At 42.0% G+C, this 17194-nt stretch carries 16 protein-coding genes; 15 read left to right on the forward strand and 1 reads right to left on the reverse strand.

Annotated elements, in window-relative coordinates; genetic code table 11:
- Positions 1-73 precede the first annotated feature (73 nt).
- The 14 genes from EEJ45_RS00425 (at position 74) to EEJ45_RS00490 (ending at position 15072) form a co-directional block, all read left to right on the forward strand.
- Positions 74-1021, forward strand: a complete 948-nt coding sequence (locus EEJ45_RS00425) for an ABC transporter ATP-binding protein (RefSeq protein ID WP_124562809.1) — start codon at positions 74-76, stop codon at positions 1019-1021.
- Positions 1018-1851 (forward strand): ABC transporter permease, encoded by an 834-nt coding sequence (locus EEJ45_RS00430; RefSeq protein ID WP_124562810.1) that lies wholly within the window; start codon positions 1018-1020, stop codon positions 1849-1851. The genes EEJ45_RS00425 and EEJ45_RS00430 overlap by 4 nt, the downstream gene beginning before the upstream one ends.
- Positions 1848-2627, forward strand: a complete 780-nt coding sequence (locus EEJ45_RS00435) for an ABC transporter permease (RefSeq protein ID WP_124562811.1) — start codon at positions 1848-1850, stop codon at positions 2625-2627. Before EEJ45_RS00430 ends, EEJ45_RS00435 begins: the two co-directional genes overlap by 4 nt.
- 12 nt (positions 2628-2639) lie before the next feature.
- The gene (locus tag EEJ45_RS00440) at positions 2640-3635 is read left to right on the forward strand and encodes a polyamine ABC transporter substrate-binding protein (RefSeq protein ID WP_124562812.1); all 996 of its coding nucleotides are present in this window, start codon (positions 2640-2642) and stop codon (positions 3633-3635) included.
- 48 nt (positions 3636-3683) lie between these two features.
- A complete protein-coding gene (locus EEJ45_RS00445; protein ID WP_124562813.1) occupies positions 3684-4319 on the forward strand; it encodes a phosphatase PAP2 family protein in 636 nt (211 codons plus the stop codon).
- 50 nt (positions 4320-4369) lie between these two features.
- Positions 4370-6544: an MMPL family transporter gene (locus EEJ45_RS00450; protein ID WP_124562814.1), complete on the forward strand. Its 2175-nt coding sequence runs from the start codon at positions 4370-4372 to the stop codon at positions 6542-6544.
- Between the two features lie 234 nt (positions 6545-6778).
- Positions 6779-7549, forward strand: a complete 771-nt coding sequence (locus EEJ45_RS00455) for an ABC transporter ATP-binding protein (protein ID WP_124562815.1) — start codon at positions 6779-6781, stop codon at positions 7547-7549.
- Positions 7550-7565: 16 nt separating this feature from the next.
- Positions 7566-9458 (forward strand): AMP-binding protein, encoded by a 1893-nt coding sequence (locus EEJ45_RS00460; protein WP_124562816.1) that lies wholly within the window; start codon positions 7566-7568, stop codon positions 9456-9458.
- Positions 9458-10342, forward strand: coding sequence for a branched-chain amino acid ABC transporter permease (locus tag EEJ45_RS00465; protein ID WP_124562817.1), 885 nt, complete (start codon positions 9458-9460; stop codon positions 10340-10342). Before EEJ45_RS00460 ends, EEJ45_RS00465 begins: the two co-directional genes overlap by 1 nt.
- Positions 10343-10346: 4 nt before the next feature.
- Positions 10347-11408, forward strand: a complete 1062-nt coding sequence (locus EEJ45_RS00470; protein ID WP_124562818.1) for a branched-chain amino acid ABC transporter permease — start codon at positions 10347-10349, stop codon at positions 11406-11408.
- Positions 11409-11423: 15 nt separating this feature from the next.
- Entirely contained in the window at positions 11424-12605 is a 1182-nt protein-coding gene (locus EEJ45_RS00475; RefSeq protein WP_124562819.1) for an ABC transporter substrate-binding protein, read from the forward strand.
- 49 nt (positions 12606-12654) lie between these two features.
- Positions 12655-13443, forward strand: coding sequence for an ABC transporter ATP-binding protein (locus EEJ45_RS00480; protein WP_124562820.1), 789 nt, complete (start codon positions 12655-12657; stop codon positions 13441-13443).
- Complete coding sequence (locus tag EEJ45_RS00485) at positions 13443-14582, forward strand: phenylacetate--CoA ligase family protein (protein WP_124562821.1); 1140 nt, start codon at positions 13443-13445, stop codon at positions 14580-14582. Before EEJ45_RS00480 ends, EEJ45_RS00485 begins: the two co-directional genes overlap by 1 nt.
- A gap of 58 nt (positions 14583-14640) precedes the next feature.
- Positions 14641-15072, forward strand: coding sequence for a histidinol dehydrogenase (locus EEJ45_RS00490; protein WP_124562822.1), 432 nt, complete (start codon positions 14641-14643; stop codon positions 15070-15072).
- Positions 15073-15158: 86 nt separating this feature from the next.
- On the opposite strand, the gene EEJ45_RS00495 is transcribed toward EEJ45_RS00490, so the two are convergent.
- Complete coding sequence (locus EEJ45_RS00495; protein WP_124563184.1) at positions 15159-15737, reverse strand: YitT family protein; 579 nt, start codon at positions 15735-15737, stop codon at positions 15159-15161.
- 507 nt (positions 15738-16244) lie between these two features.
- Between EEJ45_RS00495 and EEJ45_RS00500 the strand changes: the two genes are divergently transcribed.
- Positions 16245-17144, forward strand: coding sequence for an RluA family pseudouridine synthase (locus tag EEJ45_RS00500; protein ID WP_124563185.1), 900 nt, complete (start codon positions 16245-16247; stop codon positions 17142-17144).
- Positions 17145-17194: the final 50 nt, after the last annotated feature.

Raw genomic sequence — 17194 nt, forward strand, 5'->3', positions numbered from 1 at the left:
TCAATTATAAAAAAGAATGAACACGCTTATACGAAGAAGGCTATATAAAATATGAATAGATAGGGAAAAGAGAATGAAAGATATGATTACAATTACAGAGGTACAAAAACGCTTTGGCGATCAAGTGATTATCCCGTCCTTGTCTTTAGATATCAAGGAAGGGGAATTTCTTACAATTTTAGGTCCGAGCGGCTGCGGTAAAACAACGCTGCTTCGTATGATTGCTGGCTTTGAAGCACCGACAGAGGGAACCATTTCACTTGCAGGTGAATATATTCAGAATTTACCGCCGTACAAACGCGACATGAACCTGGTGTTTCAGCACTATGCCTTATTTCCACATATGAATGTGGAACAAAACATTCGTTTTGGACTCAAAATGAAAAAAGTATCTGAATCGGAGCAAAAAGAGCGTGCGGCAGAAGCGATGCGCCTCACACAGCTCACAGAATTTAAAAGCCGCAAACCGTCACAACTTTCAGGTGGGCAGCAGCAGCGTGTAGCCATTGCCCGTGCTATCGTAAATAATCCTAAAGTGCTTCTGTTAGATGAACCACTAGGTGCCCTTGATTTTAAATTGCGTAAAGACTTACAGCGTGAGCTGAAAAATTTACAGCGCCGCCTTGGCATTACGTTTATTTACGTCACACATGATCAAGAAGAAGCGATGAGTATGAGCGATCGCATTGCGGTCATGAACCAGGGACGTATCGAACAGCTTGGGACACCGCGTGAAATTTATAACAATCCGAGCACCATGTTTGTGGCAACGTTCATTGGCGAGAACAACATTTTCGCAGATGGGTTTGCAGTCCGTCCGGAAAAGATACAGGTCACCAAAGAAATGCGAGAAGGGTATCGTACTGGGCAAATAGAAGACACAGAGTTTGTCGGCGATGCGGAAAAGCTGTATATCCGCAGCGGTAAGGATTTAATTACTGCCTATGACAACAATTCGTGGCGCACCGGTGATACAGTGTATGTAAGATGGAACAAAGAAGATGAGGTGACGTTGCGTTGAAAAAGGGGAAATGGTTAGCGGCACCGGCCATTATTTGGTTGCTGCTGTTCTTTCTCGTACCACTTCTTTTTGTCATGGCATTTTCCTTTTTTCAAAGAGGTACATACGGGGAAGTTGTTACATCACTTACCTTTGAAAATGTGACGCGTGTATTTCAGTCACTATACATAAAGGTATTGTGGGAAACTGTTAAGGTAGCTGTTATTACAACAGTTCTGTGCTTGTTGATTGGTTATCCGTTTGCGTATACCGTTACAATTGTAGATCGCAAATGGCAATCAACGTTGCTTCTGTTGGTTACGATTCCGTTTTGGATTAACTTTTTAGTCCGTTCCTACGCATGGATTGTCATTTTACGTGCGCAAGGCTTGGTCAACACAGTCCTTTTACAATTGGGCATTATCAGCGAGCCGCTCAGCTTGCTGTATAATACACCTGCTGTCATTCTAGGTATGGTATATTCCTTATTACCGTTTATGGTATTGCCAATTTATGCCTCTATTGAACAGCTTGATAAGCGTAAACTAGAAGCTGCGTACGATTTGGGAGCAACGCCGCTGCGTGCTTTCTGGAACGTCACACTACCGCTCACTATGCCGGGAATCGCAACAGGTTCTGTGCTTGTGTTCGTTTCTTCTATTGGTATGTTTGTAGTATCAGACGTGCTTGGCGGCTCTAAAGTGTCTTTAATCGGAAACGTCATTCAAAATCAATTCTTGGGTGCACGTGATTGGCCGTTTGGCTCTGCTTTATCGCTGGTACTTGTTTTCAGCACGATTTTGCTCATTTATTTGTACTACCGCGTTGTGTATTATAGGGGGAAACGATGAAAAAATTTCTGATCAGCTATTCTTGGCTTGTGTTGCTGTTTTTGTATTTGCCGATGATGGTACTGATCGCGTACTCTTTCAATGATTCGCGCATCAACGCGGAGTGGAAAGGATTTACGCTGCATTGGTACAGCGATGTGCTACAAAACCCAGATGTACTTAGCGCTTTTGTAAACAGCTTGCTTATCGCACTTGTTACAACGCTTGTTGCAACAGTTCTGGGTACTTTATTTGCACTGGCGCTTCACCGATATACGTATCGCTTCAAGGGCGCCCTAGATGGGTTGGTATATTTGCCGATTCTTGTTCCCGATATTTTAATGGGACTTTCTCTTCTCATCCTGTTCAGTCAAATCGGACTGGAGCTCGGTAAAACGACCATTATAATTGCGCACATTACATTTAGTATCTCATTTGTCGTTGTCATTGTGTCCGCACGTCTTGCTAGCATGGGGAAGGAGCTAGAAGAAGCGGCGAATGACCTTGGCGCTTCTCCTTGGCAAACATTTCGCTATGTGACGTTACCATCGCTCATGCCTGGTGTCATCTCGGCAGCCTTGTTAACATTTACATTATCCATTGATGATTTTGTTATCAGCTTTTTCGTATCAGGTCCGGGTTCGACAACGCTGCCACTATATATTTATAGCATGGTAAAGCGCGGTGTTACCCCGGAAATCAACGCATTGTCAACAATTTTAATTGTCATCATTATTGCGTTGATGCTGCTATCACAAGTATTTCAAAAAGACAAACGCGGTCGGTTGCCGCTGTAAAGGAGTGGTTGTATGAAATGGTGGAAAATGGCTGCAATTGTGGCAGTTGCAGTCGCGGCGCTAACTGGCTGCGGCGAGAAAAAAGAGGAGCTTAATATTTATAGCTGGGCAGATAATTTTGACGAAGACGTTATTAAAGATTTTGAGAAAAAGTATAATGTAAAAGTAAACTATGATAAGTACGCGAGCAACGAAGAAATGCTCGCCAAGCTGCAAGCTGGCGGTGCAAAATACGATTTGATTCAGCCGTCTGATTATATGGTGGCGACAATGACAAAACTTGATTTACTGGAGCCTTTAACGGCAAAAAACATTCCAAATACAAAAAATATAGATCAGTTTTTCCGCGATTTACCTTATGACCCAGGCAACAAATATTCGGTTGTGTATGCATGGGGGATTACCGGTATTGCGTACAACAAAAAGTATATCAAAGAAGCGCCAACAAGCTGGGCAGATTTATGGAATCCAAAATATAAAGACCGTGTTGTCATGCTAAATGACTCTCGCGAAGTGCTGGGTATGGGATTAAAGAAAAATGGCTTCTCCAACAACAGTAAAAACGAAGCTGAAATCAAAACAGCATATGAAGATATACGCAAAGCATTGCCGAATGTATTGGCTTTTGACACAGATAACATTAAACAAAAACTGATTGCTGAAGAAGCTTGGCTTGGTACGGTTTGGTCTGGTGATGCAACATTTGTACAAAAGGATAACAAAGATGTTGCTTTTGTGATTCCAAAAGAAGGAAGCACCATTTGGGCTGATACACTTGCGATTCCAAAAGGTGCAAAACATAAAGTTTTAGCAGAAAAATTCATTAACTACTTAATGGATCCAGAAGTAAGCAAGAAAAACTATGAATCTATCGGTTATGCCAACCCAAGCGAGGGATTACCGCTAAAAGAAGAAGAATTGAAAAATATCGAGTGGCTTGTTGATGTTGGCGATACAACACGTATTTATGACGAATATTGGACGAAACTAAAAACAGGTAAAGAATAAAACGCGATCTACGTCGCGTTTTTTCTTTACTGCATGGGGAGAGTTAAGATGAAAATAAATAAGCATACGTATGCACTTGTATTTATAGTCGTTTTTGCAGCATTTGCAGGTATACTAACGTGGAAGGTTATAGATCAACAAACGTTATTAATTGATGAATGGATGAAGGGACGTCTACAACTATTACAAGGTAAGGAAAGTATCGCATTCTTTACGATATTAACAGAGATGGGGTCAGAGCCAGGTATTATTGGTACGCTTGTAGGAGCGAGCATTTGGCTCGCCACGAAAAGGCGTTACATTTCTATTGCTGTGTTTGTTATAGCGGTAGTTGTAGCACAACTGCTCAATAAAGTATTGAAAAATATTATCGCAAGAGAGCGTCCGTCATTAAATGAGGCGATTGATGCGGTAAGTTACAGCTTTCCAAGCGGTCATGCAATGGTCGGCTTGGTTACATATGGATTTTTGGCTGCACTGCTGATTCGAGCCGGCATGAAGAAAAGTGTCGTAATAACCGGGGCGGCACTTCTTATCTTGCTAGTTGGTTTAAGTCGCATTGTATTGTCCGTACACTATCCTTCTGATATTTTAGGTGGCTATTGTCTTGGTGGTATGTTGTTGATTGTATTTTTGTATGCTGATGCATATGCAAATAGTCGTCAAAAGAAAAGAGGAAAATAATTCAATTTTTTTGTGGCAGTCTTGTATAATCGACTTAAGGAGGGGTTGTGATGAAGCAAAACGTTGGAAGGCTGGATTTGTGGGGAAAGATAGGTCTTTTTATTCATCGTTTTCGGATTACGTTCATTTTGCTTGCGACAATTGTCGCAGGATCACTTGCGTTTTTTGCCCCCAAATTACCTGGAATCTTAGGAGGAGATGGCTTTAAAACCAAAGGAGATTATCAGACGACACGTAAGATTTTGGAAAAAGATTTTAAGCAATCACAAGACACACTTTTTCTTGTGTTTCAAAAAAGATCGGGAACAGAAGAAGCCTTTCGCACACAGGTGCAACGAGTCGTAGAAAAGATTGCAAATACAGAGGATTTCGCTTCGTTTCGTCATCCAGGCATCGACCCTACTATGCAAAAAGCTGATATTGCATATGCCACTATCTTGCTAAAAGGTGCAGATACCGAGGCGTTAACGAAAAACACACTTGCGTTTGCAGAGCGCGTTCGCAAAGAGAGTAATGAACTTGTCCAGATTGTACCGACCGGTTTTGCAGTCATTAATGATGAAATTAATGCACGCAGTCAAAGCGACCTAAAAAAGGCGGAAATGATTGGTCTGCCAATTGCTTTTCTGGTATTGCTGTTGTCATTTGGGCGTTTTACGGCCTCTTTGCTACCGATTATTAATGGTATCCTAAGTGTTGTCGCTGCGATGGGAATTTTGTACTTTGTTGGCCGAGAAATGGAGCTTTCTATTTTTGTATTAAACGTGGCACCCATGATTGGCTTTGCTCTCTCGATTGATTTTGCGTTGCTATTTGTAAATCGATTTCGAGAAGAAATTGAGACAAAGTCTGTAGGTGCAGCGATTGGTATTACGTATCAAACAGCAGGACGCTCTATCGTATTCTCTGGTCTGTGCGTATTTGTAGGATTGGCCGGCTTGTTTTTCTTTCAAATTGACTACATACAATCAGTAGCGATTAGCGGTACAATTGTCGTCATAATGAGTATTTTCTTTTCCCTAACTGTATTGCCGGCAGTGCTGTCGCTGATGGGCAAGCGTCTGCTTCGTAAAGGAAAGTGGAGTGAAAGCCGTTCCGCAAGCTTTTGGCGAAGCTTCGCCACATTTGTAATGAGTCGACCTGTGCTCATGGTTGTGACTGTGCTGGCATTTATTTTTGTGTCGCTGCTACCGCTTCGCAACGCGAATTTTCAGTTTCCTGGTGTAGAATCCTTACCGGAGCGTAGCGAAGCCCGCATTGCATATGAGCGCTATGAAAATGAATTTAATGAGATGATTAAAACTCATGCAGACGTAACCATTGTTGTGGAGACGGATGGATCTGTGACGGAACTTAAAAATTTACAGATTGTAGAAAAATTAATCCAAAAGCTAAAACAAGATAAGCAAGTATACCGCGTAACTGGCATTGATGCGCCGAGTGCGCAGCTAGACGCGGCTCGTGAAACGCCGCAGGTGCAGGCTTTGTTTGGTGCATATACAAACGGTAACAAAACATTTATACAAATTGCTTTAAAGAATAAACCCAAATCAGCTGAAGCTAAAGACTGGGTACGCGATTTCAAAAAACGCTACGAACAGGATGGACTTACTTATTATGTGGGGGGCTTAACGAAATTTGAGCAAGAGCTAGAGGATGAAATCATCAACAAAATTGCAGTTGCGATGACACTTATTTTGGGGTCGACCTTTGTGATTCTGATGATTGCTTTTCGCTCTTTGCTTATTCCCCTTAAAGCAATCATTATGAACATACTCAGTCTCAGCGCTACAATCGGCATCGTCGTTTGGTTGTTTGAAGGTGGTCACTTGGGTCTCGAGCAAAGCGCAGTTATGTTTGTATTGCCAGTTTTCATTTTCGGTTTGGTTTTTGGTCTTAGTATGGATTATGAAGTATTTCTAATCTCTCGTATGTATGAGCTGTATCATGAAACAGGAGACAATGATTATGCAACACTGGAAGGTCTCGTTTCGACAAGTCGTATTATCACATCAGCAGCGCTCATTATGATTGTTGTGACAGGTGCTTTCGCATTTACCGATATTTTACCGGTTCAACAGATGGGGATCGGCGTGGCGCTTGCTATTTTTCTAGATGCAACAATTGTGCGATTGTTGCTTGTACCAAGTCTGATGAAGCTGTTCGGTCACTGGAACTGGTGGTTCTTCGACACATCGCGCAAGCAAGAAAAAAGCGGTGCTTGACCTATGAAACAGACAAACTAGCGAGAATTCCCTTTGAATTAGACAATCCGTTTCATCGGATTGTCTTTTTATGTGCAATATGTCACCTTATACCTGTCGAAACATCATTGACAGGATGTAGAATTTTGACGAGAAGTAAGTACTCGATAAGAATTGACAAGCAAGGAGATATCATAAATAATGAGTTTATAAATTTTCTAAAAATTTAAATAATTATACGAAAGGAGGATGCGCGTGAATCTCTTGGAAGTTCGTAACATTTCTTTGGCTTTCGGCGGTGTAAAAGCGCTCAATGATGTAAGCTTTACAATTCGAAAGGGAGAAATCTTCTCCTTGATTGGGCCAAATGGTGCCGGCAAAACGAGCATGCTGAACTGTATTAGCGGTTTATATCGTCCTACGGAAGGAAGCATATCGTTTGAAGGAGCAGATATTACAGGAATGAAGCCGTTTAAGCGTGCCGGTCTCGGTATCGCAAGAGCTTTTCAGAATATCGAGCTCTTTTCTCATCTCACTGTATTGGACAATTTAATGCTAGGTAGGCATACGAAAATGAAGACAGGAGTTCTAGCCGGCGGCTTTTATTGGGGGCGTGCGCAAAAGGAAGAGATTGAACATCGCAAAGCGGTTGAGCGCGTGATCGATTTTTTAGAGATTGAAGACATCCGTAACATACCGGTTGGTAGATTAGCCTATGGCTTAAAAAAACGTGTGGAAGTCGGGCGAGCGCTCGCTATGGAACCGAAATTACTACTTTTGGATGAACCGATGGCAGGGATGAATGCAGAGGAAAAAGAAGATATGGCCCGTTTTATTTTGGATATTCATGAAGAAATGGGCAGTACCGTCGTTCTTATTGAGCATGATATGGGTGTTGTCATGGATTTATCAGACTCCGTGGCAGTACTTGACTTCGGGAAGCTGATTGGTAAAGGTACACCGCAGGAGGTGCAGGAAAATCCAGATGTTATTAAAGCATATCTAGGCGAAGAACAATTCATATAAGGAGGTGCGTTTAGTAATGTTAACGCTTACAGTTCCGCAACTACTTTGGGAGCGTGCACAGACAACGCCAAATAAAACAGCTCTTCGCTACAAGGATCTTGGGATTTGGAATGAAGTAACTTGGCATGAATATTATGAGCAGGTAAAACATTTTGCACTTGGGCTACAAGAACTTGGCTTCAAAAGGGGACATAAGCTTGCAATTATCGGTGAGAACCGCAGGCAATGGATCATTGCTGAAATTGCGGCCCAGTCGCTCGGGGGTATATCTGTCGGTATTTATCAAGAATCACTGTCTCATGAGATTGCTTATATTTTAAAAGATTGCGGTGCAACCTTTGCAGTAGTAGAAGATCAAGAGCAAATCGATAAACTGCTAGAAATTGAGCACAATATACCAGTGCAACACATGATCTACTATGATAACCGAGGAATGCGACGTTATACACATCAGAAAGTAAAGGATTTTACAGCTGTACAAGATATCGGTAAAACCAAACAAAGCTCTTTATTTGAAAGTGAAATGCAAAAAGGTAAATACAAAGATATTGCAATATTTTCCTATACATCAGGAACAACGGGCAATCCTAAAGGAACGATGCTTACCTATGAAAATTTACTAGAAATGGCAAAGCATTTATCGGACGTAGATCCGCTGTGTGACACGGACGAATATGTATCCTTCTTGCCGCTTGCTTGGATCGGGGAACAAATGATGAGCGTGGCGATGGCGATGTATAACGGTATTACCATCAATTTCCCTGAAGAGCCGAGTACTGTGTTGCAAAACATTCGAGAAATTGGACCGCACGTCATGTTTTCACCGCCACGCGTCTATGAAGATATGGTATCCCGCTTTTTAGTTCGCATGCAGGATGCGGGCTGGTTCAAACGAAAATTGTACCAATGGTTTAAACCGATTGGCGAAGCTCATGCAGAAGCAGCATTATCTAACAAACCTCTCTCTTTTACTAATAAACTACTCTATACGCTATCAGACTACTTTCTATTCAGCGCCATTCGCGATCATCTCGGTCTACTTCGCATCAAGCGTGCCTACACAGGAGGTGCGGCACTTGGACCAGATGTAACGAAATTCTTCCACTCCATCGGCGTAAATCTCAAACAAATCTACGGACAAACAGAGATATCAGGAATTGCACTTGTACATAGAGACGGTGATATTAAATTTGACAGTGTGGGTGTTCCCATTCCGGGAACAGAAGTCAAAATCTCCGAAGAGGGCGAAATTATGCTAAAAAGCCCGAGCGTATGTGTGGGGTATTATCAAAACGAAACGTCCACAAAAGATACCATTCAAGATGGCTGGTTGCATACAGGGGATGCAGGGTATGTAGATGAAGACGGTCATGTGTATGTGATTGATCGCTTAAAAGATGTAATCCGTCTGCAAAGCGGTGAAATGTTTTCACCACAGTTTATTGAAAACAAGCTTAAGTTTAGCCCTTACATTAAAGAAGCAGTTGCTATTGGTAAAGATCGTCCGTATGTGGTGGGAATGATTAATATTGATATGGAAAATGTGGGGCGCTGGGCAGAGAAAAATCAAATTGTTTATACAACTTATATTGATTTAGCTGGTAAAAAAGAAGTACTTGAACTGATTCAAAAAGAGATACAGCAGGTAAACGAAGCATTGCCGGAAAAAGCACGTGTGCAAAAGTTTGTGCTGCTGTATAAAGAACTGGATGCAGATGACGAAGAATTGACCAGAACAAAAAAGGTACGCCGCGGCTTTGTGCTACAAAAGTATCAACCGCTTGTTGATGGTCTATATTCTGATGAAAACAGCATTCAAGTTGTGGGAACCGTTAAATATAGAGACGGCAATGAAGCCACTATTGAAACAACACTGCAAGTCATGACACTTGGCGAGGAGGTGGCCTAATGACATTTTTTCTGCAAATTTTAGTAACTGGTCTTGTAATTGGCAGCATTTACGCCTTGGTTGCTCTTGGATTCGTACTTATCTACAAGTCGAGCGACGCCATCAATTTTGCCCAAGGCGAGTTTTTACTTGTCGGGACATATATCTGTTTAACGCTTGTCACGGCGTATAATATTCCGTTTATTGCGGCACTTATCATGACCTTGCTATTTAGCGCTGTGCTGGGCTTAGTGGTCGAGCGTGTAGTTCTTCGACCGTTTATTGGGGAACCGGTCATTTCAATGATTATGGCAACCATCGGTTTATCAAGTATTTTGGCAGGCATCGTGCATGTCGTTTGGGGGCATGAAACACGCGTGTTTCCAAAGGTGTTTCCAGAAGGCACCGTCAAAATAGGCACTATTGTCGTAGCACCGGTATATATTTGGTCGTTTTTCATTGTACTGGTACTGTTAGGTGCGTTCACGTTGTTTTTTAAGTATTCAAAAATGGGAATTGCAATGCGTGCGACTGCAGATGATCAGCAAGCCGCATTATCTATGGGAATCAGTGTTAAAACAGTATTCGCCGTTGCATGGGCAATTGCTGCTGTTGTATCAGCGGTTGGCGGTGTGTTGCTTGGAAATATTAACGGTGTCAACTCTTCCCTTGCATTAATTGGCCTAAAGGTGTTGCCGGTGGCTATTCTTGGTGGTCTTGACAGTATTCCAGGTGCGATTGCGGGTGGGTTTATCATCGGTGTAATCGAAAGTATGACGGGTGCGTATTTAGATCCGTATTTTGGCGGCGGCTTAAAAGAAGTTGTGCCATTCATTGTGTTAGTGTTTATTTTAATGTTCAAGCCGTACGGACTGTTCGGCAAACGCGAAATCGAGAGGGTGTGAGGAATTGCGGAATCCGTTTGTAATGGAATGCGGCGAGTTTCATGTGAATTATAAGCAAGATACGGCACTATTTAAAATTGCACGCGTAAGGTGGCGTGTACTCGCAATGCTTGCGCTTTTCTTCGCCTTCCCACTTATCAGTTCCGATTATGTGATTGGATTGGTTACGTTATGCGGAATTGCGGCAATTGGCGCAATCGGTCTTAATATTTTAACCGGATTTACAGGACAAATCTCCATCGGTGTTGGTGCATTCCTTGGTGTGGGAGGCTATACCTCGGCAGTACTAACTGCAAAGCTTGGTCTTAGTTTTTGGGTGGCAGTACCGACAGCTGGTCTTGTTACTGCGCTTATTGGCGCACTGTTTGGCATTCCGTCATTGCGCTTAAAAGGATTATATCTAGCCATTGCAACGCTCGCGGCACAGGTCATCATTTTATTTGTGATCAGCCGCTGGGATAGCGTGACTGGTGGAACATCCGGTCTTGTACTAGCTCGTCCGACAATTGGCAGTTTTGCCTTTACATCTGAAACGAGCTATTACTATTTAATGCTTGTTACGTTAATTATCACAACTGTTTTCACCTTAAATCTATTTCGTTCTCGCGTTGGTCGAGCGTTTATCGCTATACGTGATCGCGATATCGCCGCAGAGGTGATGGGTATTCACTTGTTTAAGTACAAGTTATTAGCCTTTTTTGTAAGCTCGTTCTTTGTTGGTGTAGCAGGCGCTTTGCTAGGTCATTATACGATGATTGTAAGTCCAGAGCTATACAGCATTGGTGTTTCAGTAGAATATCTTGCTATGATTTTGGTTGGAGGGCTTGGCAGCGTCTTTGGATCTATTTACGGTGCGGTATTTATTACGCTTTTACCTGTATTTTTACGCCTTGGTGTAGAAAGCTTAAGCGTTGTCTTTCCGGAGCTTGGTGCCATATTTAATGGTTTGAAGGAAGTGGCATTCGGTGCTGTTATCATTTTGTTCCTAGTGTACGAACCAGAGGGACTAGCCAAGATATGGCGGAACATAAAAGACTATTTTAGACTATGGCCATTTTCTTATTAAAAAGGAGGTATGTATATGAAAAAGATAACTGGTCTTATGTTGGCAAGTGTATTGGCGATGGGAGTAGCAGGCTGTGGTAGTGAGAAAACAGCAACGGAAGTCAAAAAGGGAGAGCCTGTAAAAATCGGGGGATTGTTTGATATTACAGGCGGCACAGGAGATGTAGGAACACCGTACGCGGAAGGTGAAAAAGCGTACGTTGAATATATCAATTCTAAGGGCGGCGTCAATGGGCATAAAATTGAGTTAATTGGCGATGATTATGCTTATAAAATCCCAGAGGCACAAAAATTGTATCAAAAGCTAAAATCAAGCGATAAAGTATCAGCCATTCTTGGCTGGGGCACAGGGGACACCGAAGCGCTTCGTCAGCAGGTTGCAACGGACAAATTACCGTTTTTCTCTGCATCTTATTCTGAGCATTTGAAAGATTTAAAACAAAGTCCGTATAACTTCTTAACAGCGGCAAGCTACTCTGATCAAGCGCGCACTGTACTGAAGTGGATTAAAGATAATCACAAAGGCGGTACTGCGAAGGTTGCGCTCATTTATAACGACACAGCGTTTGGTAAGTCTCCAATTGAGGATGCTAAGGCATATGCAAAAGAAATCGGTGTAGACATTGTTGATGAACAGATTGTGGATTTAAAAGCTCTTGATACAACTTCCCAATTATTGAATATGAACAAAAAGGCGCCAGACTATGCGATTATCAACCAAACTTGGGGTGCAACATCAACCATCTTGAAGGATGCGAAAAAGTTGAACTTAAAAACACAATTCATTGGTCTAAACTGGGCAACAGGTGAAGGATTAGTGAAAATTGCGGGTGACGCATCTGAAAACTTTATTGGTGTGGTAACACATGCATTTCCGTACGAAAAAGATTTAAAAGGCATGAAAGACGTTGAAGAATATTTAAAATCAAAAGGTCAAAAGCTTGAGGACAAAAATCAAAAATTCATTCAAGGCTGGGTCACGGCCAAAATCATGGCAGAAGGTATCAAGAATGCTGATAAAATGACGGGCGACGGTATACGTGCTGGTATCGAAAAAATTAATAACTTAGACCTTGGCGGCTTGGCAGCAAACGTGACATTCACAAAAGATAATCATGCAGGTACGAATAAAATTCGCTTAGCGAAGGTAAAGAACGGCAAGTTTGAAGTGTTTACAGATTATATCAGCTATAAGTAAAACGGCAGGGGCGGGGCGACCTGCCTCTTTTGCAAAGGGAGGGATTTGTATGCTGAAGGTTAATAACTTAGAAGTGATGTATGATAAAGTCATTTTAGTATTAAAGGGAATGTCAATGGAAGTGCCAAAGGGGAAAATTGTTGCTCTTCTTGGCAGTAACGGTGCAGGAAAAACAACAACGTTAAAAGCAATTTCCGGCCTTTTAAAAAGCGAAAATGGTCAGGTAACAGATGGGTATGTAGAATTTGATGGAGAACGCATTTCGACGCTTGATGCCGAACAGGTTGTCAAAAAAGGTGTATTTCAATGTATGGAAGGACGACGTGTATTTGAGCATTTGAGCGTGGAAGACAATTTATATGCAGGTGCACATACACGAAAAGATCGTTCTCAGTTAAAACATGATTTAGAAAAGGTGTATCATTATTTTCCGAAGCTGGAGATGCTGAAAAACAGACAAGCAGGTTATTTATCAGGGGGAGAACAGCAAATGCTTGCAATTGGTCGTGGTATGATGGCACGCCCAAAGGTTTTGCTGCTTGACGAACCATCGCTAGGTATTGCACCGCTGCTTGTAAAGGAAATTTTCTCGATTATTAAACGTATTAATGAAGAAGAAGGCACAACCATTTTAGTAGTGGAACAAAACGCCAATGTAGCTCTCTCCATCGCCCATTATGGCTACATCATGGAAAACGGACGCATTGTAATGGACGGTCCCGTAGAACAGCTTCTTGCCAATCAGGATGTTAAGGAGTTTTATCTTGGCACGAGTCAAGGAGGTCGTAAAAATTATCGTGAAGTGAAATCCTACAAGCGAAGAAAGAGGTGGCTGTAATGAACAGTGTGCAGGAGTGGATGACGTATACGTATCAACATGCGAAGGGATGGCGTAATCGTTTTGATGCGTGCGGTGTAACACCTGTTGATTTTGTACACGAACGTGATTTGTGCAAGCTTCCTGTTTTAAAGAAAGAGGATTTGCCACAACTACAAAAAGAAGCAGCTTTTGCACAGCTTACAGCAGTTCCGTTACAAGAGATAGCGCGTGTATTTATGTCCCCCGGTCCGATTTATGAGCCACAAGGAAAGGAAGAGGATTACTGGGGGTTTGCGAAGGCACTCGGTGTAGCGCATTTTGGCGAAGGCGATCTTGTTATGAATACATTTTCGTATCATTTATCACCGGCTGGCTTTATGTTTGACGGTGCATTGCGCAAATTGGGCTGTACAGTCATTCCAGCAGGAGTTGGCAATATTGAATTACAACTGCAAATCATGCAGGAGTTGCCGGTCAACGGCTATGTTGGTACGCCTAGCTATTTAATTAAATTATTATCAGAAGCGGAAGCGCGTGGTTACCATCATGTGGCACCGTCTAAAGCCTTTTTTACAGCGGAGCGCATCACACAAGAAATGCGGCATTATTTGAATGAAAAGCAGGTGCATTACCGGGAGGGCTACGGAACAGCTGAGCTTGGCTGCATTGCGTATGAAGACGGGGGCGATGGACTTAAGGTAGATGAATCAATTATTGTACACATTTGCGATTCAGATGGAAATCCGATTTGGGACGATCGTGTCGGAGAAGTGGTTGTGACACGCTTTCATCAAACGTATCCTTTGATTCGATTTGGCACGGGTGACTTATCACGATGGGCCAGTCCTGGCCGCTTAGCAGGTGTGCTTGGACGTACAAATGATATGGTGAAAATAAAAGGGATGTTTGTTCATTATAAGCAGCTAGAGACTTTGCTGACAGAATGTGAAGATGTTACCTACTTTCAAGTAGAGGTGTGCAATGAGCATATGCAGGATGTTTTAAAGGTATATGTAGAATGGAACGATACGGCACAACCGGATGTATTACAAACTATAATTAAAGATACCATCCGCGTAACACCGCTTATTATTACAAAATCCATCAATCGTGAAGAGGCAAGGTTTATAGATAAACGTATTTATTCGAACGTATGAATGACAGTCCTCACTTTTGCTAATAGTATGTGGTAAGAATACTAAGGCGGGTGAGGGCATGTTCGGATTTAAGTTCAGACTTAACGACACCGTACAGTTCACGCAAAACGACGGACATATTTATCGAATTGTTGGCTATCGTTTAGAAAAAAGCTTATATGCGCAAGATGCGCATGTCATTTACGAGCTGTTTCGAGAGTTTGACGGACATACATTGGATGCAGAGGAAGAAGAGCTGGTTAAGGTTGTTCAGGTAGAGAATGAATATTATAAAATTCAAGACATGTGGGGCTACAGCTATCCGGTGAAGGTCAAGAAAGTACCTGATAAGAAAATGGAATTGACCCTTCCGCAGCAAATGGATTTGCTATTAGATGCATACAATGATTATCGCAAGCTTGCTTCGTTCTTTAATGATTTATCATATGAAATGAAGGCAGAGGAGATTCTTAGTAAAATGAAAGCAATGAAAAACAGTCCACCTGCGTAGGGGACTGTTTTGTTTTAACATGATTCCGGAATAAGTCTCTCTTTTCAATGGTGTGAGAGCGATAAAGGAGAGATGGATGTCGACTTTTAGATATATACAGGCTCTTGTTTTCTATTGTATAAGACGAGGTCTGTTATGTACGCGCACACCGCTACAGAAAGTATGGTGTAAGCAACCTCGTTCCAGCTCAAATACATAAGAGATGCCAATAAAACAACTGCATCAAATACAAAATATACCTTGCCGACGGATAAGCGTGAGATTTTGCTGATTAGTAGCGATAAAATATCATCTCCGCCTGTTGCGCCGCCGTGACGTAAAATCAATCCCAGTCCGGCACCGACGAGTACACCGCCTATAATAGACGCTACAAATAGGTGCTGTGATAGATTTAACGAAAACGGTGAGTAACGTTCCATCAACGCATAAAAGATCGAGAATGATGTTGCGCCAATAATGGTGTTAATTGCAAGGCGTTTACCAAGCAATTTCAATCCGACCAATATAAGCGGGATATCAAGTAATAGCGTAGTGACGGCAGGAGAAATATTAAAGTATTGCTTTACAAGCAATGCGATACCAATAAATCCGCCCTCTGCCAAGTTATTTTGAACATGAATATGATAAAATGCAGCCGCCAATACAAATGAACCAAACACAATCATACTTGCTTCTTTCCAACGAATCCATTTCATAGTTATTCCTCTTTCGCAGTTAGTTTTTTGAACGGTTTCTGAAACTAACTACGTCGCAGCAGTTAGTTTCTCAGCTAACTGTGCTATATGTAGCAAAAGGAATAACGTGGTCGTTGATTCCGCATAATTTCGCCCACTTTCGTTTTTGTTCACTTTAGATGGAGTCAGCGAACAAAAACGCTACGTATAAGATAAATCACGACGTTGCCAGATGCTCCTTCGAGCAAGCATGATATCAAAATCCTTTCTGTATAAGATGTACCTCTATTTTATCATATGAAAAAGAGAGAGAAGAAAGAATTTGCTTTCTTTACATTATTTTAAGAAAAGGAAACCAAAACCTTTTTAATTATAGGGGAGAGAAGAACGGTCATTGTGTAGTAGCGGTTAGGGGTTAAGAGCAGTTCTTGATTTTGTTCTTTTTTTATTTGGAAATTCACCTGTGTTTCCAGTACAATGGACGGAGAAGGTGATATGATGAAAACAACAAAACAAGGAGAATGGTGCCATATTACAGTACCAGCGAGCTGGCATGGGCGCACCATCGAAGATATTTTAAAAATGGAATGGGGCGTTCCTAAAAAGCTGTTGCACCAATTTCGTATGGACAAAGCTGTGTTGTATAAAAGCGAAGCGGTGAGGTGGAGTGAAAAGGTAGAGGAAGGTGAAACACTTTCAGTTTGCTTATTTAAACAAGAGGAGTATGATGTGAAACCCGAAGCACCTGCGGCCGCTGTATTATATGAAGATGACCATGTATTAATTGTGAATAAACCAGTGCAGTTGGACACGCACCCCACAGAAAAAGGTGGCACGGGTACGCTAGCGAACCAGGTGGCATATCATTTACAAGAAGAAGGTGTACAGACCAAAGTCCGGCATATTCATCGGCTGGATAAGGATACAACGGGAGCGGTTGTATTTGCGAAGCATGCGTTGGCTGGTGCTATTATGGATCGTTTGCTGCTTGAGCGTGCTATTAAACGGACCTATATTGCGCTTGTAAACGGTAAGCTACAAGCAAAGCAAGGAGTCATTAACGCTCCAATTGGGAGAGATCGTCATCATCCAACGCGCAGACGTGTATCTCCAAAAGGAGATGCTGCAGTCACACACTATAACGTTATCCGCTACTTACCTGAAAAAAATATATCGCTTGTGGAACTAGAGCTAGATACAGGACGTACACATCAAATTCGCGTGCATATGAGTCATATGGGCCATCCGCTTTTAGGAGATGTCTTATACGGTGGGAGTACATCTTACCTAAAGCGTCAAGCTTTACATGCAGCTCAAATTCGTTTACAACATCCAATCACGGGCGAAAATCTTACAGTACAAGCGCCACTACCAGTAGATTTACAAACATTATTATAAGAAAAAAGGTGTCTCCTGTCATAAGAGACACCTTTTTGTCACAACATTTT

The sequence above is a fragment of the Ectobacillus antri genome (genome assembly GCF_003852715.1).
Taxonomy (GTDB): Bacteria; Bacillota; Bacilli; order Bacillales; family Bacillaceae_G; genus Ectobacillus; species Ectobacillus antri.